We start from the raw sequence: 20,538 nt of genomic DNA on the forward strand, positions 1-20,538 counted from the left end.
CTACTCCCGCCGGCGATGGCTGTGATCCCTGCGCCCGACAAAAGCGCAAGAATGTGCAAGAGCGCCGGCCGGCTGCCAAGGGACACTGTGCCTCAATCGACGGAGCCCGCTATGAACCTTTTCCTGTATTTACTCACCGTGCTGATCTGGGGCACCACCTGGATCGCCCTCAAATGGCAATTGGGCGTCGTGGCGATTCCCGTGTCGATCGTCTACCGCTTCGGCCTGGCGGCGCTGGTGCTGTTTGCGCTGTTGCTGCTCAGCCGCAAGTTGCAGGTGATGAACCGGCGCGGGCATTTGATCTGCCTGGCGCAGGGGCTGTGCCTGTTCTGCGTCAACTTCATGTGCTTCCTGACCGCCAGCCAATGGATCCCGAGCGGTCTGGTGGCAGTGGTGTTTTCTACCGCCACGTTGTGGAACGCCCTCAATGCCCGGGTGTTTTTTGGCCAGCGCGTAGCACGTAACGTGTTGATGGGCGGCGCGCTGGGGTTGCTGGGGCTGGGCTTTCTTTTCTGGCCGGAACTGGCAGGGCATACCGCCAGCCCGCAGACCTTGCTCGGCCTGGGGTTGGCATTGTTGGGGACGATGTGTTTCTCGGCGGGCAATATGCTCTCGAGCCTGCAACAGAAGGCCGGGCTCAAGCCGCTGACCACCAATGCATGGGGCATGGCCTATGGCGCTTTGATGCTGGCGACTTACTGTGCGGTGCGCGGCATTCCTTTCGACATGGACTGGAGTGCGCGGTATATCGGCGCGCTCTGGTATTTGGTGATTCCGGGTTCGGTGATCGGCTTTACCGCCTACCTCACCCTGGTTGGGCGCATGGGGCCGGAGCGGGCGGCGTATTGCACGGTGCTGTTTCCGGTGGTGGCGCTGAACGTGTCGGCGTTTGCCGAGGGATACCAGTGGACCGCCCCGGCGCTGATGGGGCTGGTGTTGGTGATGTTGGGGAATGTGTTGGTGTTCAGAAAGCCTCGGTCGGTTCACCCAATCTTAAAGGCGAAGGCAATCTAATGTGGGAGCTGGCTTGCCTGGGCTATTTGAGGCCCAGGCGCTTGGCCATGCGGCCGAGGTTGGCGCGGTCCAGGCCGAGTTCGCGGGCGGTGCTGGCCCAGTTGTGCTGATGGCGTTCCAGGCAAGCGCTGATGATTTGGCGCTGGTAGTGCTCGGTGGCCTGGCGCAGGTCGCCGGTCGCGGCCAGCGGCGCTTGCAGCGGTGCTTCGATAGCCGGCGCGCTGACGTCCGGCAGGTCCAGGTCCTGGGCGCTCAGGCTCAGAATCTTCGGCCGCTCGCGGCAGTTACCCAGGGCTTTGAGCGCGCTGCGCCCGATCAAATGTTCCAGCTCCCGCACATTGCCTGGCCAGTTATAGGCCAGCAGCGCGGCCTGGGCGTCGCTGGTCAGGCGCAGGCTGCCCAGGCCCATGCGCGAACGGTTCTGCTCCAGGAAGTACCCCGCCAGCAGCAACACATCCCGCCCGCGCTCGCGCAGCGCCGGCACTTGCAGCGGGTACACGCTCAGGCGGTGGTAGAAGTCGGCGCGGTAGCTGCCATTGCGCACTTCTTCGGCGAGGTCGCGGTTGGTGGCGGCAATCAGGCGTACATCCACCTGGTGTTCCTTGTCCGAACCCAAGCGCTGCAACTGGCCGCTTTGCAGCACGCGCAGTAATTTGGCCTGCACGGTCAGCGACAACTCGCCCACTTCATCCAGGAATAGGGTGCCGCCATTGGCCAGCTCGAACTTGCCACGGCGTTCATTCAACGCGCCGGTAAAGGCGCCGCGCACGTGGCCGAACAGTTCGCTTTCCACCAGGGTTTCCGGGAGCGCGGCGCAGTTGAGGCTGATCATCGGCTTGTCCGCACGCGGGGACGCGGCGTGGATGGCTTGGGCGACCAGCTCCTTGCCGACCCCGGTTTCGCCGGTAATCAGCACGGTCAGGTCGCTGCCGCCCACCAGCTTGATCTCCTCGACCAGACGCTTGTGCGCCTTGCTCTGGCCGATCATTTCCTTGTGCTGTTGGCCGCTGGCCTGGCGGTAGATCTCGGCGCGCTGATGTTCGTCTTCGGCGCGTATTGCCAGGCGCTCGATGCGTTCGGCGACATTGACCGTGGCCGCCGCCAGGCTGGCAAAGGCTTGCAAAGCATCCAGCTCAACGCGTTCGAAACGCTCGGTGTCCAGCGCGTCGAGGGTCAGCAGGCCCCAGGGCTGGTCGTCGATAAACAGCGGGCAACCCATGCAGTCGTGCACTTCCAGGTGCCCGTGCAGGCCGTCGACCAAGCCGTCGTAGGGGTCGGGCAGTTCGCTGTCGCTGTCAAACCGGGTAGGGCCAGCGCTGCTCAGCAACACTTCAAAGCGCGGGTGTTCGCTGACCTTGAAGCGACGGCCAAGGGTATCGGCGCTCAAACCATCCACAGCCAGCGGCACCAGCCACTCACCGTCCAGGCGTAACAACGCGGCGGCATCGCACGGCAACAGTGCGCGCATGGCTTGCAACAGGCGTCGATAGCGCTCGCCCTCGGGCAGTTCGCGGGACAGGTCGGCGACCAGGGGCAGCAGGGTGGTGAGCAGCGATTGTGCAGTCATAATGACTCCTTGTAGTCCTTGTGACTATAAGGTGTAGGGAGTCATACTGACTACATTATATTTAAATTATTGAATTATAACGATTAATTAGTTGGCACGAATGATGAGTAGGTAAAGGTAATCAGTAAATAGACCCAGGAGTCTGCCATGCTTAGTGCCCAAGACCGTGCCATCGTCAAATCCACTGTGCCCCTGCTGGAGAGCGGCGGCGAGGCGCTGATCACGCATTTTTACCGCATGATGCTCAGCGAATACCCAGAAGTTCGCCCGCTGTTCAACCAGGCCCACCAGGCCAGCGGTGACCAGCCCCGTGCGCTGGCCAATGGCGTGCTGATGTATGCGCGGCACATCGATCAGCTGGACCAACTGGGTGACCTGGTGGCCAGGATCATCAACAAGCATGTGGCCTTGCAGATCCTGCCGGAACACTACCCGATTGTGGGCGCCTGCCTGCTGCGCGCCATCTCTGAAGTGCTCGGCAGCGAGATCGCCACACCTGAGGTGATGAATGCCTGGGGCGCGGCCTACGGCCAGTTGGCCGACATCCTGATTGGCGCCGAAGCGGCCATCTACGATGAAAAAGCCCAGGCGCCGGGCGGCTGGCGCGGTGCGCGGCCATTCCTGTTGGTCAAGCGTGTGGAGGAGAGCGACGAGATCATCTCCTTCTACTTTGCCCCTGTGGACAACGGCCCGATCCTGCAAGCCGCGCCGGGCCAGTACATCGGCATGAAGCTGGTGCTGGACGGCGAAGAAGTGCGCCGCAACTATTCCCTGTCGGCCCTGAGCGATGCGGGCCTGTACCGCATCAGCGTCAAACGCGAGGCCGGTGGGCGGGTGTCCAACTACCTGCATGACCAGATGCATGTCGGTGCAACCATCGACCTATTCCCGCCATCGGGTGAGTTCACGCTGGCGGCCAGCGATAAACCGCTGGTGCTGATCAGCGGCGGGGTAGGCATCACCCCCACATTGCCCATGCTTGAAGCGGCCCTGGCAACCGAGCGCCCGGTGCACTTTATCCACTGCGCCCGCAACGGCGGCGTGCATGCGTTCCGTGATTGGGTCGATGCCCTGGCGGCCAGGCACCCGCAGCTCAAACGCTTTTACTGCTATGCCGAGGACGACGGCGTGAGCCCTGCGGCGGACAAGGTGGGGCTGTTGAGCCAGGAGCAATTGGCGGCGTGGTTGCCCAAGGAGCGTGACCTGGATGCGTACTTCCTGGGGCCTAAAGGCTTTATGGCGGCGATCAAACGCCATCTGCAGGCGTTGGGTGTGCCGGAGCAGCAGGCGCGCTACGAGTTCTTCGGCCCGGCGGCGGCGCTGGAATAAGTACATCTACCCTCTCCACAACAAGCCCGGCTCCCACATTGGAATGCGATTCCCTGTGGGAGCCGGGCTTGCCCGCGATGGCGTCCGCTCAGCCACAACATTTATCCCGATTAATCCGCAGTTAACCCCTCTCTGTTTTAACCATGCTCTGTGTGTAAACTTGCCGGCATTGGCACAACGACAAAGGGAAAACGGGGATGAGTGACGAATTGCGTTTAGGCAGGGAGCGGCGCTTTCTGGTGTTGCTGGGCATCATCTGCCTGGCGCTGATTGGCGGTGCGCTGTATATGCAAGTGGTGTTGGGCGAGGCGCCGTGCCCGCTGTGTATCCTGCAGCGTTACGCTTTGCTGTTGATTGCGATCTTTGCCTTTATCGGCGCCGCCATGCGCCGCAAAGGTGCGGTGACTGTGTTTGAAGGGCTGGTAGTCCTCAGTGCCGTGGGCGGCGTCGCAGTTGCAGGCCACCACGTCTACACCCAGTTCTTCCCGGAGGTCAGTTGCGGCGTCGATGTGCTGCAGCCGATTGTCGATGAACTGCCACTGGCCAAGGTGTTCCCACTGGGCTTCCAGGTCGACGGCTTCTGCAGCACGCCGTACCCGCCCATCCTTGGCTTGTCCCTGGCGCAATGGGCGCTGGTGGCGTTCGTGCTGACGGTGATTCTGGTGCCGCTGGGCATCTATCGCAATCGCCAACGCCAGGCCTGAGTCTGCTCGCCAAAACGCCCCGGTCTTCCTTGAAGGAAGTCCGGGGCGTTTTTGGTTGTAGGGATTTGTGAAAGGGCCGTGACGAGGGGCAACAATAGGTGTGCGCAGCGTGCGACATGTTGTCACACGGACGTTGCCGCAGGACGTTTCTGACCCATCAAACCGCCGCCTGAATTTGCACCCGATGGCTAAATTGTGCTGTCAGTTCATCGTTTGGGCGATGCCGCGAATGTCACGCCGTGCGAGCCATTGGGTGATGTCCGAATGCCTTGTTTTATGGGGGCTTGGATCCGTTTTGCAAGCCCTTACAAGGTGTAAGGGAAGTGGCGTTCTGCCCAATAACACGGCAATTTTTGTGGTTTTTGTTGGGAATCGAACACGATAAGATCGCGAACCTTTGCAGGATTAGTGAAGGATTGTTGCTGTAATCGATAAAAATTATTTCTTTATAAGACATGGTTTATACATCGCTAGCTAACTACAATCGCCCGCACTGAATGTCCGGTGCTGTTCAATATTTGAGCACTGGAGCGGTCGAGGGGCAGATGGACGGCTCTGTGCGACCCCAAGGTTCCGGCAGCCTTTCAACTATCCGCACCAAATGGAATTGGTCTGTAACAAGGCCTTTAACCACGAAATCGAATAAGAACTCACCGCAGGTCCGTGAAACGTACAGTTATGGCGTGACGGGCAGGCTCTTATTCAATCGAAGAGAAATGCCAACCCTTGGCAGGGTGAAGTGTTGGCGATCAAAACCCAACTGCATTGCGCAAGCTGCTTTAGAGGTCGTGAGATGAGTAAAAACAGGTACCCCCGATTACTAGGCTTTTTGCCGCTGATTGGCATGCTGTTAATGCTGGGAGGCTGCAAGTGGACCTTGATGGACCCAAAAGGACAGATCGGTCTGGATCAACGAAACCTGATCATCACCGCTACCCTGCTGATGCTGCTGGTCGTGGTCCCTGTGATCATCATGACCTTCGCCTTCGCCTGGAAATACCGCGCGTCGAACACCAGCGCTACCTACGCGCCTAAGTGGTCGCACTCCACCAAGATCGAAATCGCCGTGTGGCTGGTGCCGGTCCTCATCATCATCGCCCTGGGTTACATCACCTATAAGTCGACCCACGAGCTGGACCCGTACCGTCCGCTGGAATCCAACGTCAAGCCGATCAATATCGAAGTGGTCGCGCTGGACTGGAAGTGGCTGTTCATCTACCCGGACCTGGGTATCGCCACGGTCAACGAGATCCAGTTCCCGGAGAACACTCCGCTTAATTTCCGGATCACCTCCGATGCCGTGATGAACTCGTTCTTCATCCCTGCACTGGGCGGCCAGATCTACGCGATGGCGGGCATGCAGACTCGCCTGCACCTGATCGCCAACGAAAAAGCTGAAATGGAAGGCATCTCCGCGAACTACAGCGGCGCTGGCTTCACCGGCATGAAATTCAAAGCGATCTCGACGAGCCAGGAAGACTTCAACGCCTGGGTAGCCGCAGTCAAGGCCGCACCTAAACAGCTTGATCAAGCTGAATACGACGCCCTGACCAAACCAAGCCAGAACAACCCAGTCGCTCTGTACTCCGCGTTTGAGCCGGACCTGTTTCAGAAAATCGTCGACAAGTACGAAGGTATGAAGCCAGGCAAGCCGGTCAAGCACGAGAAGAAAGAAGTGGCCGTGGTTGAAGGTTCTGACACGGGCTCGCATTCAACTGCTGGGGCAGAGGAGTAAACGATGTTTGGTAAATTAAGTTGGGATGCGGTCCCGTTCCACGAGCCGATCGTGATGGTGACCATCGCCATGATCGCGCTGGGTGGTCTGGCACTGTTTGCTGCAATCACGTATTTCAAGAAGTGGACCTACCTGTGGACCGAGTGGCTGACGTCTGTCGACCACAAGAAAATCGGTGTCATGTACGTCATCGTTGCCATGGTCATGCTGCTGCGTGGTTTTGCCGACGCCATCATGATGCGTACCCAGTTGGCCATGGCCACCGAGGGTTCGCCAGGCTACCTGCCGCCTGAACACTATGACCAGATCTTCACCGCTCACGGTGTGATCATGATCATCTTCATGGCGATGCCATTCTTCACCGGCTTGATGAACCTGGCCTTGCCGCTGCAGATCGGTGCGCGTGACGTTGCCTACCCGTTCCTGAACTCCCTGAGCTTCTGGCTGCTGGTTTCCGGCGTGGTGCTGATCAACCTGTCCCTGGGCGTCGGCGAATTCGCCAAGACCGGTTGGGTTGCGTATCCGCCGTTGTCGGGTATTCAGTACAGTCCGGGCGTGGGTGTGGACTACTACATCTGGGCGCTACAGTTATCAGGACTCGGGACGACACTGACGGGGGTCAACTTCCTGGCCACCGTCCTGAAAATGCGCGCCCCTGGCATGAAACTGATGGACATGCCGATCTTCACCTGGACCTGCACCTGGGCCAACGTCCTGATCGTGGCTTCGTTCCCGATCCTGGCCGCTACCATGGCGCTGCTGTCGCTTGACCGTTACCTGGATTTCCACATTTTCACCAATGAACTTGGTGGCAATCCAATGATGTACGTGAACCTGTTCTGGGCATGGGGTCACCCTGAGGTGTACATCCTGATCCTGCCAGCGTTCGGTATCTTCTCTGAAGTGATCTCGACCTTTACCGGCAAGCGCCTGTTCGGTCACCACTCGATGGTTTATGCATCGGGCGCAATCTCTGTACTGGGCTTCATGGTGTGGCTGCACCACTTCTTCACCATGGGTTCGGGGGCCAGCGTCAACGCCTTCTTCGGCCTGGCGACGATGTTGATTTCGATCCCGACGGGGGTGAAGCTATTCAACTGGCTATTCACCATCTACCACGGCCGTCTGCGTATCACCAGCCAGGTTCTGTGGACCCTGGGCTTCATGGTGACCTTCGCCATCGGCGGCATGACCGGCGTACTGCTGGCCATTCCGGGTGCTGACTTCGTACTGCACAACAGCCTGTTCGTGATCGCGCACTTCCACAACGTGATCATCGGTGGTGCTGTATTCGGCTACATCGCAGGTTTCAGCTTCTACTTCCCGAAAGCGTTCGGCTTCAAGCTGCACGAAGGTTGGGGCAAGGCTGCATTCTGGTTCTGGATCTCGGGCTTCTTCGTCGCGTTCATGCCGCTCTACGCGCTGGGCTTCATGGGCATGACCCGTCGTCTGAACGCCACTACCAACCCTGAGTGGGTGCCGTACCTGTACGTCGCCATGTTCGGTGCGTTGATGATTGCTGCCGGTATTGCCTGCCAGCTGATCCAGCTGTACGTGAGCATCCGTGACCGTAAGCAGAACGCTTGCGACTCCGGTGACCCATGGAATGGCCACACCCTGGAATGGTCGACCTCGTCGCCACCGCCGTTCTACAACTTCGCTGTGATCCCTACTGCGAACACCATTGATGCGTTCACCGAAGCCAAGGAAGACGGTACTGCGTACCAGCGTCCTAAGCACTACGAGCCGATCCACATGCCGAACAACACCGCCACTGGCGTGGTGATGGGCGCGCTGTTGACCGTGTTCGGTTTCGCGATGATCTGGCACATCTGGTGGCTGGCAATCGTGGGCCTGGTAGGCACTATCGGTTACTTCATCATTCACGCTGCCCGTGATGATCAAGGCTACATGGTGCCGGTCGAGACGATCGAACGCATCGAAGCCGAGCAGCACGCTCGCCTGGTAGCCGAGAAGAAAATCCCGGCCAACCGTGTAGAAACCTCGTTGGAACAGGCTTAAACCATGTCGAACTTAGTGACCAATGCTGGACACGCCCATGTCGATGACCATGGGCACGATGACCATCACCACGACTCGGGGCCAATGACCGTATTCGGTTTCTGGCTCTACCTGATGACCGACTGCATCTTGTTTGCGTCGATCTTCGCGGTGTACGCGGTACTGGTAAACAACGTAGCGGGTGGCCCGTCGGGCCACGACATCTTCGAACTGCCTTACGTGCTCGGCGAAACCGCCTTGCTGTTGTTCAGTTCGATCACCTACGGTTTCGCCATGTTGGCCTTCTACAAGGGCAACAAGAAAGGCGTACTGAGCTGGTTGGCACTGACCTTCCTGTTCGGCCTGGGCTTCATCGGCATGGAGATCAACGAGTTCCACCTGCTGATCTCCGAAGGCTACGGCCCGCACCGTTCCGGCTTCCTGTCCGCGTTCTTCACGCTGGTAGGCACCCACGGTCTGCACGTAACTGCCGGCCTGCTGTGGATGGCGGTGATGATGTATCAGGTCAATAAGCACGGCCTGACCAACACCAACAAGACTCGCCTGAGCTGCCTGAGCCTGTTCTGGCACTTCCTGGACGTGGTCTGGATCTGCGTATTCACCGTCGTTTACTTGATGGGGACTCTGTAATGGCTAATGCACACTCCCATGACCATGACAGCCATGATGCGAGCCACGGCAGCGTAAAGTCTTACGCTATCGGTTTCATCCTGTCGGTCATCCTGACCCTGATCCCGTTCGGCCTGGTGATGTACCCAACCTTGCCGAAGTCGATCACCTTGATGATCGTCCTGGCGTTCGCGGTGATTCAGGTTCTGGTTCACCTGGTGTACTTCCTGCACCTGGATCGCTCGAAAGAGCAGCGCGATAACGTGATTGCGTTCGTGTTCGCAGGTCTTGTGATCCTGCTGCTGGTTGGCCTGTCGATATGGATCATGTTCAGCATCCATACGTTCATGATGGCGAAGTGAGGTAAGACCCGATGTCGCTTAAGCACTTTATCCAAATCACCAAACCGGGGATCATTTTCGGTAACGTGCTTTCTGTGGCAGGCGGTTTCTTCCTGGCCTCCAAGGGGCATGTCGATCTGGCCATTTTCTTGGCTGCGATGATCGGCACGTCCCTGGTGGTAGCTTCCGGTTGTGTGTTCAACAACTGCATCGACCGTGACATCGACTTGAAGATGGAACGCACCAAGAATCGTGTGCTGGTGCAGGGCCTTATCTCCCTGAAACTGGCACTGATCTACGCGACCGTCCTGGGTGTTGCCGGTGTAGCCCTGTTGTACAAGGTGGCCAACCCGTTGGCGGCGCTGTTTGCCGTGATCGGTTTTGTTATCTACGTCGGCCTTTACAGCCTGTACCTCAAGCGCAAGTCGGTTCACGGCACGCTGGTGGGCAGTCTGTCGGGGGCGATGCCGCCGGTGATTGGTTATGTGGCTGTAACCAATAGCTTCGACATGGCTGCGCTGGTGCTGCTGGTGATGTTCAGCCTGTGGCAGATGCCGCACTCCTATGCCATCGCGATCTTCCGCTTCAATGACTACCTGGCTGCGTCGATTCCGGTTCTGCCGGTTAAGCGTGGCATTCAGGTGGCCAAGAAACACATCCTGCTCTACATCCTGGCCTTCCTCGTGGCGACCTTGATGTTGACCTTCAGTGGCTATGCCGGCATGAGCTACCTCGCCGTCGCCGCCGCCATGGGCATGTACTGGTTGTACATGGCCTGGACCGGCTACAAGGCGGTGGATGACACCGTCTGGGCGCGCAAGCTGTTCGTGTTCTCGATCTTCACCATCACCGCGCTCAGCGTGATGATGTCCCTGGATTTCCAAGTGCCGAAAGAGCTGTTGCTGACCTACGCACACTGAGTCACCGAGCAACAAAAAGCCCCGCCTTCGCAAGAAGCGCGGGGCTTTTTATTGAGTGGCCTTTAAACTATTCCCACATTCTACAAATGCAGGAAGCAACGTGATGACTAAAAAAGCCGTGATGGTATTCAGTGGCGGGCAGGACTCGACCACCTGCCTGATCCAGGCGCTGGGGCAGTATGACGAAGTGCACTGCATTACCTTCGATTATGGCCAGCGCCATGTGGCCGAAGTTGAAGTCGCGCAGAAGTTGGCCAAGCAGTTGGGCGCCACCGTTCACAAAGTGATGGACGTGTCGCTGCTCAACGAGCTGGCAATCAGCAGCCTGACCCGCGACAACATTCCGGTGCCGACCGTGAACAGCTCGGGCGAAAGCCTGCCGAGTACTTTTGTGCCGGGGCGCAATATTCTGTTTCTGACCCTGGCGGCGATCTACGCCTATCAGGTCAAAGCTGAAAGCGTGATTACCGGTGTCTGCGAGACCGACTTCTCGGGTTACCCCGATTGCCGCGATGACTTTGTCAAAGCGCTGAACACGGCGCTTGAACTGGGCATGGATTACAAGCTGCGCCTGGACACGCCGTTGATGTGGCTGAACAAGGCTGAGACCTGGGCTTTGGCAGATTACCACCAGCAACTGGACCTGGTTCAGCACCAGACCCTGACTTGCTACAACGGCATCATTGGCACCGGCTGCGGTAATTGCGATGCATGCAACCTGCGGGCTCGGGGCTTGAATGAGTATTTGCAGGACAAGGCGGGTGTGATGAGCAGCCTGAAGCAGAAGTTGCAACTGAGCTAGGGGTTAGGGACCGTACTCGGTCTACTGTGGGAGCTGGCTTGCCTGCGATAGCATCAACTGAATGTCACTGACATACCGAGTTGTCTGCATCGCAGGCAAGCCAGCTCCCACATTTAGAGCGCATTACATCAGGCTGCGCTACCGGTAATCCAGCGTTTGAACAACGCACGCGCGCCATAGGCCGGCAGGATATTAAAAAACGCAAAGCCGACTTTGATCGCGATCTGCACGTAGATCATGCTCAAGATGTCGCTGGTCTGCATCGCGCCATAGAACGCAATAAAGCAGAACAGGAAACTGTCGATAATCACCGCAAAGAACGTACTGAGGAAAATCCGCAGGTACAGGTATTTGGAGTTGGTCAGTTCCTTGATCTTGCACAGCAAGTAGGAGTTTATGTTCTCCGACACCAGGAACGAGACCGAGGACGCGACCAGTACCGAGGACACCTGAATGATCACATCGTTGTAAGGGCCATCGAGTTTCCAGCCGGGCAGCCCTGGCAGAAACGTCGAGCCGTAGAGCAGGATGATGATCATCGCGTTACTGGCGAACGCAAACAAAATGGCACGTCTGGCCAGCCGCAGGCCGAATTGCTCGTTGAGCAAATCCACGATCAAAAACGTCAGCGGGTACAGAAACGTGCCTGGCGTGACGATGATGCCCATCGACTCCAGGTAAATAGGCTTGGTCGCGGCAATGCTGGTGAAGATATAAAACGTGAACAGCAACAGGTTCAGGATGATGTAGATCATCCAGGAATTTTCGTTGCGGTCGTTGATATCGTAGGCCGTCAGCGTCCCTCCCTGTGAATAAAACTTCTTGTACATGTTCTTAACTTCCATTTTATTGAGGTTGTCCATGATTTCGCTGTTGATGACTTCACTCAGCTTCATCTTGATGACCTTGCCGGTGGCGATAACCATGATCACCGCCAGGCGCTTGTCATTCTCAAAGCCCAGCAGCTTGTATGTGCTGTTTTCGATGCCCGCTTCATACGTTGTCATTGAAGCGCTCCTCAATGATGTCGCCGATTACACACAGGCGCTCTGAGCCAGCGCAGGCTTCAAGGGTGATAAACATCTTTTGGATGGCCCGGTCGTACACCAGCTTTTCTTTGCCCAGCGTTGACGTGCCTTTTTGCACGATGAGCAAATCCCCCGGCTCGTTGATGCCGGGGATGCCACGTTCCAGGCGCACGCCGATCAGGTTGTAGGAAGAGCCGAAGTAGTAGGTCAGCGGATACAGCGTGGCCAATTCGCCAATGCGCTTGTCCAGGCTCTGGATAACCAGGCTTTCCTTGAGCACCGGCACGGCTGCCGGGTTCATGTTGCCCTGTGGGGAAACACTGCTCTCGATGATTTCCTTGGCTTCAAAATCGAGGGTCTCGATTTCATCGTAGGAGACGCCGAAGAAGTCCGAGATCTTGCGGACAGTGGACTGCTGCACGTTGACGACCTTGCCTTCCAGGATGTTGTAGATGGTGGTCCTGGTCAGGCCGGCGGCATTCGATAGCGACAGCTGCGTCTCGCCGCGGCTTTTGATCAAGTACTTGATGTTGCTCTTCAAGTGCTCGGTTTTTTCGCGTCTGTGTATCACGTGCTCACCACTTCCTTTTAGTCGTTAACGTCCGTTGTTTGCGCAACCACAGCAGGGAGCGCCCGTTCCGGGGGCGCTTGTGGTTTTGCGGCGGCGGGAGTGTTGCATGCGTCGGCCCTAACAATAAAGTCCGGATGCGCTGCGGGCGTGCTTTTGATGGGGCTGGAGTCTGGAAAATGAACATTTGATTTGGAAAATGTTTAATTTCCTGTTTAATTGATCCTCTCGGTTCAGGACGGACCGGCACGCAACGCCCAGGAAGGGACCCGCACTGATGGCATTCAATACCGTACCTCTGAAAGACCAGGCCGACCTGCTGCGTCGTGGCCTGGCGGATCTGCGCGCAGAAGACTTCGAACTCGCCAGCCTGCTGGATGCTGAAGTCACTCGCCAGCATCGCACCCTCTCAATGGTGGCTTCTTCCTGCGCGGTCAAGCCCCGCACTCTGGTGGCCTGCGCCTCTGCACTGGTCAACGTGAGCGCCGAAGGCACGCCCGGCAAACGCTATCGCACCGGCTGCGAAAATGTCGATTTAGTGGAATCCCTGGCCATCCGCAGGGCGCGGGAGTTGTTCGATGCACATTACGCCGGCGTGCAGCCTCATTCGGCGTCCAATGCCATATCCCAAGTGCTTTCGGCGCTGCTTGAGCCGGGCGATACGCTACTGGGCATGGCCCACGACCATGGCGGCGAACTCACCCATGGCAGCCCGGCGGTGTTTACCGGGGCCTATTACAAGGCTATCCGCTACGGCACCACCGTCGATGGCCTTATCGATTATGAGCAAGTGCGCAGCCTGGCCCTGGCCCATCGCCCACGCATCATTATTTGCGGTGCGGGTGCGTACTCAAGGGTGGTGGATTTTGAGCGGTTTCGCGCAATTGCCGACGAGGCGGGCGCCATCCTCTTGGCGGATATTTCCGCTATCGCCGGGTTGGTGGTGACGGGGCGCCACCCGAGCCCGATCAACGCCGCCCACGTCACCATCACCTGCACGCACAAGCAATTGGGCGGCCCACGGGGCGGGTTGATCCTGTGCGGCCGCGACGCCGAGGCCAAGGTGCCTGGCCTGCGGTCGACGTTCAGCCGTGTGCTGGACCAAGCCGTGTTCCCGCGTATGCAAGGGGCGCCGGCGGTGAATATGATCGCGGCAAAAGCGGCTGCCTTCGGGTACGCGAAGTCAGCAGAGTTTGATGCCTGTATGGGGCGTGGCCGTGCGCTTGCCGATGAGGTGGCCAGTGCGTTTGCGGCCCAGGGTTACGACGTGGTGGGCGGGCGCAGTGACAACCATACGGTACTGATCCGGTTGCCGGGCGCCATGACCGGCGCCATCGCCGAGGCGGCCCTTGAGTCTTGCGCCATTGTGGTGAGCAAGCACCGCGTACCAGGCGAGACACGCTCGAAGTTGGTCACCAGCGGTTTGTGTATTGGCACCGGCTGCATGGCGCAACGCGAACTCGACGCCGAGGGTTGCCGCCAGGTGATTGCGCTGGTGTGCCGGGTGTTGGAAAACGTCACCCCGCTGGGCGAACAGGACTATCGGCTTGAGCCTGAGGTGCGCGAGCAGGTGCGCACAGCGGTAGAGGCCCTGTGCATGAACTACCCGATCGCCGACTACCTGGAGGGTTGATCACGGCGCAGGTGGCTAAATCAGCCGAGCGCCTTCTCGTCATACTTCTTTGTACGAACCGTGAGAAACCATCACCCGTCTACAAGGAGTCGCGCCATGTTCAGCGTAAGTCGTCGGTCTCTTCTCGCCTTTGGCGCGGCCCTGCCGGTGCTGGGCCGCCTGGATTGGGCGGTCGCCAGCCAGCCAGCGGCTCCGGCGGACACGGTGCGGCTTAATTACAACGAAAGCCCCTACGGTCCCTCGGACTCCGCCCGCGAGGCGATGCAGCGTGGCATCGGCCTCTCCGGGCTGTACCCCTATGGTTACATGTATGGCTTGGCCGAACAGTTCGCCAAATCGCAGGGGCTTGTCGAAGAACAGGTCGCTGTATTTGCCGGCTCCATGGCCGCCCTGCGCTACGCGGTGCTGGCGTTTACCAGCCAGGCCCGTGGTCTGGTGATGGCCACGCCGTCCTATGAAGTACCGCGTCAGGCCGCCGAGTCATGGAAGGCGCCGGTGTACGAAGTGAGCCTCAATGCCGACCACGCCCATGACGTGCCGGCCATGCTTGCCGCCGACCCTCAGGCGGGCATGCTGTACCTGTGCAACCCCAACAACCCGACCGGCACCCTGACACCCACCGAAGCGATCTGCCAGGCGCTGGCGAACAAACCCAAAGGCTGCGTGCTGGTGGTGGACGAGGCCTACATCGACTTCTGCGATGCACAAAGCTGCGTGAGTTGGGTCAAGGACCACGACGATTTGCTGGTGCTGCGCACTTTCTCGAAAATCTACGGCATGGCCGGCGCGCGCCTGGGCTTGGCGGTAGGCCACCCAGCGTTGCTGGAACGCCTGGCAGTGTTTGGTGGCGACAATGTGCCGGCGGCGTCCACGTTACTCGGAGCCCGGGCAAGCCTGGACGACCTCAAGCTGGTGCCGCAACGCAAGGCGCTCAATGCCCAACTGCGTGACGAAACCGTGGCCTGGCTCAAGGCGCGGGGTTTTACCTGCACCGCGTCGCAAAGCAATTGCTTCATGATTAACGTGAAACAACCTGCAGAACAGGTGATCGAGAAGCTGGCTGCACAGGGCGTATTGGTCGGGCGGGTGTGGAAGGATTGGCCGCAGTGGGTGCGGGTGACGGTGGGCAACAAACAGGAGATGGCGCGGTTTCGCGAGGTGTTCGCGAGTCTTTAAAGCAACACAAAACCCATGTGGGAGCTGGCTTGCCTGCGATAGCAGCACCTCGGTCTATCAGGCAAACCGAGGTGATGCTATCGCAGGCAAGCCAGCTCCCACCTTTTGAGCAATGCGTTACTGCTGCTGCGCGATGCTGTACCCATCAAACGCCGTCTGCTGCTGCAGCGCAGTAATCACACTCTTGCGGCTCAACGGCTGCTCGGCGCCGGCGTTATCCACAAAGCTCTCGGTTTCAAGCTCAGCCTCATCACCTTCACCCACAAAGCTGAAGCCTAAAAACTCGAATGCCTCACGGTCAACGTTGAGCTTGGAGCGCGGCGTGCGCAGCGGCAGGGTGACGCTGATGCCATCCTTGCTGATCACAAACACTTCGGCTTCTTTCTTGGCCCGTGCAGCCTTGCCCTTACCGGCGCTTGGGTTGCTGATGGCCTGGTGAGACTGGTTCAGCACCTTGAGGGCCAGGCCGTAGACCAGCTCCTGGAACTCGGGGTCGTCCTTGAAACTGGAGAGGATGCGGCTGATCGAGAACTTACTGCTCAAATCTTCCAGGGCGATATTGTCGGCCGCCTCGGCATCCTTGAGTTGCTTGAGCTGGCCCATCAGGTCGTAGGCTTTGTCGTCGTCGAAGGCGTCATGGGCCTGACGGATGGCCACGCGCAGTTCGCGAATCTGGTCGCTTTCCTTGGAGGTGTGGAACGCGTCCAGCACCATCTCGCTGATGATCTTGGCCGCAGGCACATGCTGTGAAAGATTGATGGCGTTTTCGTATTCGGCCTTCGAGTGCAGGGCGACTACGGATTCTTCGGCGGCGTGTTCGGTGTAAGAATCAGGCATTGAAATTTCACTACTTCAGTAAACGGGGGACAAAAAAGCGTCGCGCATTTTCGGCGGCCACGCAGGTCAGGTCAAGGCAGCACACTGCCCTTATCGCGGCGCAAGGCGCTCAGCGCCCGCTGCAATCGATCGGCCCGCCCGCAGAACAGACCAACGGTAAACCCCGACACACCGCCTACGGCCAGCAACATCTCAGGCGTGCTCAACAGCAACGGATGCACGGCCTGCTGATAGCCGAAGTAGTATTTCACCGCAAAGAACAGCTGCGAGATCAACAGGGTTTTCCAGGTACCCGCCAGCACCAGCGTTTCGCCATTGGCATCGAGCCGGGCGCCGTCGGCGTTGAACAGCAACATCCCCAGCAGGCTGCCCGCGAGCGCACCCGCGACCCAGGCGCCGCTCGACAGGATCGAGGGCGCCAGCGACATCAGCGACCACACCACCAGCACCACCGGCAAAATCAGCAGCGAGCGGCGATTCTCACGCCCGCCCATGCAGGCCTTGATGCCGTAATAACAAATCCACAGGTAGATGGCGTACACCCACAGGGGCGTGCCTTGGAGGATATCGAGCATGGGTGCTTCCTTGCGGGGTTTGGTGGCGCTGATAGTCGTTGAGCCATCATCGTTTTGTCCATCGATTTGGCGCTGACCCACATCAACACCCTCCAGCGCAAAACCCGTTACAACACAGCGGCCTGATGAACCCATAAAAACAACCGCTGGCCTGCGCCGAGGGGACTACTCCACGCCAGGTTATTAAAGGATTTATGCGATGGCCTTTTCATTGTCCCGCCTGGCCTTGCTGGGGGCGACGCTGTGTCTTGCGCTACCTCTGCACGCCGCCCCAACCGAAATTGAACTGGGTAAATACGTGGCCCAACTGGGCGACTGCATCGCCTGCCATACCGCCAGGCAAGGCCAGGTGATGGCCGGTGGGCTGGAGCTGAGCACGCCGATGGGCACGATTTATTCGAGCAACATCACGCCGGACCGCGACACCGGTATCGGTAATTACAGCTTCGAGCAGTTCGACAAGGTGATGCGTGAAGGCGTGACGCCGGCGGGCATCAACCTTTACCCGGCGATGCCGTATCCGTCCTACGCGAAGATGAGCGCAGAGGACATGCGCGCCCTGTACGCCTACCTGATGCAAGGCATCGAGCCGGTGCGACAGGCCAACCTTGAGGCGGACATGGGCTTCCCGTTCAATCAGCGCTGGGGCCTGGCGCTGTGGAATGTTGCCTTTCTCGACAAGCAACCGTTCCAACCTGACCCGCAGCGTAGCGCGGTGCTCAACCGTGGTGCCTACCTGGTCCAGGGCCTGGGGCATTGCGGCTCGTGCCACACGCCACGGGGCATCGCCTTCCAGGAAAAAGCCATGAGCGATGCGGGCCGCAGCGGCCGGCATTACCTGGCCGGTGAAACCGTCGAGCACTGGCGCGCCCTGAGCCTGCGCAACCTGTGGACGGTGCCAGACACCGTGCAACTGCTCAAGACCGGGCAGAACCGCTTTGCCACGGTCGCTGGCAACATGGCCGATGTGATCCACCACAGCACCCAGCACTTCAGTGTTGACGACCTCACGGCCATCGCCAGTTACCTCAAATCCCTGCCGCCCGGTAAAGATGATCTGCCAATGCCAGCGGTCGCCCAAGCACCGGCCGCACCGCCAGCCGACCTGTTCACCAGCCGTGGCGGCCTGGGCTATATGCAGTTTTGCAGTGATTGCCACCGCAGTGACGGCGCTGGCGTAAAAGGCCTGTTTCCACCTTTGGCCGGTAACCCGAGCATTGCCTCGAACAACCCGACTTCGCTGTTGCATATCACCCTGACCGGCTGGGAAACCGCGCAAACCGCCGCCCACCCAAGGGTCTACACCATGCCCGGTTTCAGCCGACTGGCCGATCAGGAAATCGCCGAAATTCTCACTTTCGTACGCACCCGTTGGGGCAACGAAGGCACGCCAATCAATGCGGGCCAAGTGAAGAAACTGCGTGACCAACTCAACCCTGACACCACCGATTCGTCAGCCTTCGAAACCCCAAGGCTGGCGAATTTGCTCGCCGCACCCAACGCCGACCAGGTTATTCGCGGCATGCGCCTGCACCTGCAAACCAAGGCGCTGCTGCCGGATAACGTCGGCAATTCGCTCAACTGCGCTAGTTGCCATCTCAACGCCGGCACCGTGGCGGATGGTTCGCCGTTTGTGGGTGTGTCGGCGTTCTTCCCCAGTTACGCGCCGCGTGCGGGCAAGGTGGTGACGCTGGAGGAGCGCATCAATGGCTGTTTCCGCCGTTCCATGAACGGCAAGCCGCTGGCGCCGCAGTCGGCGGATATGCAGGCGATGGTCGCCTACTTTGACTGGATGAAAAACAACACCCGCCCTGAAGATAAAGTCGCCGGGCGTGGCGTGGGCAAGATCGACCCGGCGATCAAGCCGGACCTGGACAACGGCAAGCAGGTGTATGCCAAGCAATGCGCGGTGTGCCATGGCGATAACGGCCAAGGCCTGGCGCGTGCCGACGGCGAGCTGGTGTACCCGCCATTGTGGGGCGAGCAGTCGTTCAACATCGGCGCCGGTATGGCACGGCCTTACACCGCGGCGGCGTTTGTGAAACGCAACATGCCGATCGGCTTCCACGAAAAATTCCCGCTGGGGCAGGGCGGTTTGTCGGACCAGGAAGCGGTGGATGTGGCGGCGTATTTCTCTGGCCAACCGCGCCCGGATTTTCCGGACAAGGTCAGAGACTGGCCCAACGGCGGCAAGCCCGTGGATGCGCGCTACTAGTTCAACTGCTTAAGGCAGGTCTCGAGAATATCCAGGCCTTGCTCCAGCACCGCAGGCTCGGTGGTCAGCGGTGCCAGCAGGCGGATGATATGCCGCGATTTGCCGCTGGGCATCAGCAGCAAGCCGGCATCGCGTGCCAGGCTGAGCAGTTGGGTCAGTTGCTGGGGAGCGGGCGTGCCGTCGGCATGGGCCAGCTCGATGCCGCGCATGGCACCCACGCCGGTCAGGCGGCCCAGATAGGGCGACAGCTGTTGCTCGCGCCAGGCGGCATAACGGCGAACGATGGCGGCTTCCTGCTGTGACCCCCAGGTTTTCAATTGCGCGTCGGTCATCGCATCCAATGTTGCCAAAGCAGCCGCGCAGGCAATTGGGTTTCCGGAATAGGTGCCACCGAGGCCGCCTTTGGGCAAGTTGTCGAGCAGCGCCTTGCGCCCGACCACCGCGCCCAATGGCACGCCACCGGCGATGCTTTTGCCGAGCAGGATCAGATCCGGCTCGATGCCCAGGCGCGAGAACGCAAAACGCTGGCCGGTACGCCCGAAGCCGGACTGGATTTCATCGGCAATCAGCAGGATGTTTTTATCATCACAGAAGCGGCGCAGGGCCTGGGCGAACTCGATGTCCAGGGCCAGAAAGCCGCCTTCGCCCTGCACCGGCTCGATGATGAAACAGGCCACATCGTTGACGTCGATTTCCACACTGAACAGACGGTCCATGGCCTTCAGGGCTTCGGCGCAGGTCACACCGTTATCGGCGCTGGGGTAGGGCAGGTGATACACCGGGCCGGGTAGTACGCCGACCTTTTGCTTGTAGGGCGCCACCTTGCCATTCAGGTTAAGCGTGGCCAGGGTGCGGCCGTGGAAGGCGCCGTCAAAGGCGATCACCGCCGTGCGGCCGGTGGCGCCGCGCACGATTTTCAAGGCGTTTTCCGCCGCTTCCGCGCCGCTGTTGGTGAGCATGCCGCTTACCGCGTAATCCACCGGGATAAACGCACAAAGGCGATCCATCAGCTCGATGTAGGGCGCATGCGGCGCGGCGTTGAAGGCATAGTGGGTGAGCCGGGTGGCTTGTTCGCGAATCGCTTCCACCACGCCTGGGTGACAGTGCCCGAGGTTGAGCACGCCAATGCCACCGACAAAATCGATATAGCGCTTGCCCGTGGTGTCCCAGACTTCGGCATTTTTACCGTGACTGAGGCTGATGGGGTGAACGATGGAAATCGACTGGCTGATGCTTTCGCGGCTCATGAATCGGGGACTCGGCAGTGGCGGGCGTGTATTTATCTAAGCCGCGCGCCCGGCTTTGCCGCAAACGAAATAAAGTCGCCGGGTCATTCCAAATCGGAAGGAGCTGTTGCCTAAAGGTCGTTTGTGGCCGCGCTGCAAACCTGACAATACTGCCGGGCAACCTCAGAAACCGGCGCGGGCAGTGCGGCGCCGAATAATAAAAGACTCACAGGGAGT

Annotated in this window: 18 protein-coding genes; 12 read left to right on the forward strand and 6 right to left on the reverse strand. The window is 59.3% G+C overall.

Annotated features, from left to right (window positions below; all coding sequences use genetic code 11):
• The first annotated feature begins 111 nt into the window (after positions 1-111).
• Positions 112-1,014 carry a DMT family transporter gene (locus GIW28_RS05790; protein WP_186618066.1) on the forward strand — a complete coding sequence of 301 codons (903 nt, stop codon included), beginning with the start codon at positions 112-114 and terminating at the stop codon, positions 1,012-1,014.
• Between the two features lie 22 nt (positions 1,015-1,036).
• Here GIW28_RS05790 and norR read toward each other — a convergent pair whose 3' ends face one another.
• On the reverse strand, positions 1,037-2,581 hold the full coding sequence (norR, locus tag GIW28_RS05795; RefSeq protein WP_236445883.1) for a nitric oxide reductase transcriptional regulator NorR: 1,545 nt from the start codon (positions 2,579-2,581) through the stop codon (positions 1,037-1,039).
• 147 nt (positions 2,582-2,728) lie between these two features.
• Here norR and hmpA point away from each other — a divergent pair, with 147 nt between their 5' ends.
• The 8 genes from hmpA (at position 2,729) to queC (ending at position 11,043) form a co-directional block, all read left to right on the forward strand.
• Entirely contained in the window at positions 2,729-3,910 is a 1,182-nt protein-coding gene (gene hmpA, locus GIW28_RS05800; RefSeq protein ID WP_177034599.1) for an NO-inducible flavohemoprotein, read from the forward strand.
• Positions 3,911-4,107: 197 nt separating this feature from the next.
• A complete protein-coding gene (locus tag GIW28_RS05805) occupies positions 4,108-4,614 on the forward strand; it encodes a disulfide bond formation protein B (RefSeq protein ID WP_017135072.1) in 507 nt (168 codons plus the stop codon).
• 793 nt (positions 4,615-5,407) lie between these two features.
• Complete coding sequence (gene cyoA, locus GIW28_RS05810) at positions 5,408-6,349, forward strand: ubiquinol oxidase subunit II (RefSeq protein ID WP_026013527.1); 942 nt, start codon at positions 5,408-5,410, stop codon at positions 6,347-6,349.
• Positions 6,350-6,352: 3 nt separating this feature from the next.
• Positions 6,353-8,371 (forward strand): cytochrome o ubiquinol oxidase subunit I, encoded by a 2,019-nt coding sequence (gene cyoB / locus GIW28_RS05815; protein WP_017135070.1) that lies wholly within the window; start codon positions 6,353-6,355, stop codon positions 8,369-8,371.
• Between the two features lie 3 nt (positions 8,372-8,374).
• Positions 8,375-9,001, forward strand: coding sequence for a cytochrome o ubiquinol oxidase subunit III (locus tag GIW28_RS05820; RefSeq protein ID WP_010206435.1), 627 nt, complete (start codon positions 8,375-8,377; stop codon positions 8,999-9,001).
• A complete protein-coding gene (gene cyoD / locus GIW28_RS05825) occupies positions 9,001-9,342 on the forward strand; it encodes a cytochrome o ubiquinol oxidase subunit IV (RefSeq protein WP_010206434.1) in 342 nt (113 codons plus the stop codon). The genes GIW28_RS05820 and cyoD overlap by 1 nt, the downstream gene beginning before the upstream one ends.
• Before the next feature lie 11 nt (positions 9,343-9,353).
• A complete protein-coding gene (gene cyoE / locus GIW28_RS05830) occupies positions 9,354-10,241 on the forward strand; it encodes a heme o synthase (protein WP_017135069.1) in 888 nt (295 codons plus the stop codon).
• Between the two features lie 103 nt (positions 10,242-10,344).
• A complete protein-coding gene (gene queC, locus GIW28_RS05835; RefSeq protein ID WP_017135068.1) occupies positions 10,345-11,043 on the forward strand; it encodes a 7-cyano-7-deazaguanine synthase QueC in 699 nt (232 codons plus the stop codon).
• Positions 11,044-11,171: 128 nt separating this feature from the next.
• Here queC and GIW28_RS05840 read toward each other — a convergent pair whose 3' ends face one another.
• Together GIW28_RS05840 and GIW28_RS05845 are read right to left on the reverse strand one after the other, a co-directional pair.
• A complete protein-coding gene (locus tag GIW28_RS05840; protein ID WP_138450517.1) occupies positions 11,172-12,050 on the reverse strand; it encodes a queuosine precursor transporter in 879 nt (292 codons plus the stop codon).
• Positions 12,037-12,642, reverse strand: coding sequence for a helix-turn-helix transcriptional regulator (locus tag GIW28_RS05845; RefSeq protein WP_236445887.1), 606 nt, complete (start codon positions 12,640-12,642; stop codon positions 12,037-12,039). The genes GIW28_RS05840 and GIW28_RS05845 overlap by 14 nt, the downstream gene beginning before the upstream one ends.
• A 274-nt stretch (positions 12,643-12,916) precedes the next feature.
• Between GIW28_RS05845 and glyA the strand changes: the two genes are divergently transcribed.
• On the forward strand, positions 12,917-14,272 hold the full coding sequence (glyA, locus tag GIW28_RS05850) for a serine hydroxymethyltransferase (protein ID WP_099549451.1): 1,356 nt from the start codon (positions 12,917-12,919) through the stop codon (positions 14,270-14,272).
• A gap of 96 nt (positions 14,273-14,368) precedes the next feature.
• Positions 14,369-15,448: a pyoverdine biosynthesis transaminase PtaA gene (ptaA, locus tag GIW28_RS05855; protein ID WP_236445889.1), complete on the forward strand. Its 1,080-nt coding sequence runs from the start codon at positions 14,369-14,371 to the stop codon at positions 15,446-15,448.
• Between the two features lie 117 nt (positions 15,449-15,565).
• Here ptaA and GIW28_RS05860 read toward each other — a convergent pair whose 3' ends face one another.
• Entirely contained in the window at positions 15,566-16,285 is a 720-nt protein-coding gene (locus GIW28_RS05860) for a hypothetical protein (protein ID WP_017135403.1), read from the reverse strand.
• 71 nt (positions 16,286-16,356) lie between these two features.
• Positions 16,357-16,860: a DUF6622 family protein gene (locus GIW28_RS05865; RefSeq protein WP_017135404.1), complete on the reverse strand. Its 504-nt coding sequence runs from the start codon at positions 16,858-16,860 to the stop codon at positions 16,357-16,359.
• Between the two features lie 199 nt (positions 16,861-17,059).
• On the opposite strand from GIW28_RS05865, the gene GIW28_RS05870 reads away from it, so the two are divergent.
• Positions 17,060-19,075: a c-type cytochrome gene (locus tag GIW28_RS05870; RefSeq protein ID WP_236445891.1), complete on the forward strand. Its 2,016-nt coding sequence runs from the start codon at positions 17,060-17,062 to the stop codon at positions 19,073-19,075.
• On the opposite strand, the gene GIW28_RS05875 is transcribed toward GIW28_RS05870, so the two are convergent.
• Positions 19,072-20,322, reverse strand: coding sequence for a 2-aminoadipate transaminase (locus GIW28_RS05875; RefSeq protein ID WP_099549456.1), 1,251 nt, complete (start codon positions 20,320-20,322; stop codon positions 19,072-19,074). The genes GIW28_RS05870 and GIW28_RS05875 overlap by 4 nt on opposite strands.
• Positions 20,323-20,538: the final 216 nt, after the last annotated feature.

Origin of the sequence: Pseudomonas sp. PA-5-4B (genome assembly GCF_021606215.1) — a bacterium.
Taxonomy (GTDB): Bacteria; Pseudomonadota; Gammaproteobacteria; order Pseudomonadales; family Pseudomonadaceae; genus Aquipseudomonas; species Aquipseudomonas edaphica.

Coding starts and splice junctions, on each gene's coding strand:
- GIW28_RS05790 (WP_186618066.1), top strand. CDS start 112: ATGAACCTTTTCCTGTATTTACTCACCGTGCTGATCTGGGGCACCACC.
- norR (WP_236445883.1), bottom strand. CDS start 2,581: ATGACTGCACAATCGCTGCTCACCACCCTGCTGCCCCTGGTCGCCGAC.
- hmpA (WP_177034599.1), top strand. CDS start 2,729: ATGCTTAGTGCCCAAGACCGTGCCATCGTCAAATCCACTGTGCCCCTG.
- GIW28_RS05805 (WP_017135072.1), top strand. CDS start 4,108: ATGAGTGACGAATTGCGTTTAGGCAGGGAGCGGCGCTTTCTGGTGTTG.
- cyoA (WP_026013527.1), top strand. CDS start 5,408: ATGAGTAAAAACAGGTACCCCCGATTACTAGGCTTTTTGCCGCTGATT.
- cyoB (WP_017135070.1), top strand. CDS start 6,353: ATGTTTGGTAAATTAAGTTGGGATGCGGTCCCGTTCCACGAGCCGATC.
- GIW28_RS05820 (WP_010206435.1), top strand. CDS start 8,375: ATGTCGAACTTAGTGACCAATGCTGGACACGCCCATGTCGATGACCAT.
- cyoD (WP_010206434.1), top strand. CDS start 9,001: ATGGCTAATGCACACTCCCATGACCATGACAGCCATGATGCGAGCCAC.
- cyoE (WP_017135069.1), top strand. CDS start 9,354: ATGTCGCTTAAGCACTTTATCCAAATCACCAAACCGGGGATCATTTTC.
- queC (WP_017135068.1), top strand. CDS start 10,345: ATGACTAAAAAAGCCGTGATGGTATTCAGTGGCGGGCAGGACTCGACC.
- GIW28_RS05840 (WP_138450517.1), bottom strand. CDS start 12,050: ATGACAACGTATGAAGCGGGCATCGAAAACAGCACATACAAGCTGCTG.
- glyA (WP_099549451.1), top strand. CDS start 12,917: ATGGCATTCAATACCGTACCTCTGAAAGACCAGGCCGACCTGCTGCGT.
- ptaA (WP_236445889.1), top strand. CDS start 14,369: ATGTTCAGCGTAAGTCGTCGGTCTCTTCTCGCCTTTGGCGCGGCCCTG.
- GIW28_RS05860 (WP_017135403.1), bottom strand. CDS start 16,285: ATGCCTGATTCTTACACCGAACACGCCGCCGAAGAATCCGTAGTCGCC.
- GIW28_RS05865 (WP_017135404.1), bottom strand. CDS start 16,860: ATGCTCGATATCCTCCAAGGCACGCCCCTGTGGGTGTACGCCATCTAC.
- GIW28_RS05870 (WP_236445891.1), top strand. CDS start 17,060: ATGGCCTTTTCATTGTCCCGCCTGGCCTTGCTGGGGGCGACGCTGTGT.
- GIW28_RS05875 (WP_099549456.1), bottom strand. CDS start 20,322: ATGAGCCGCGAAAGCATCAGCCAGTCGATTTCCATCGTTCACCCCATC.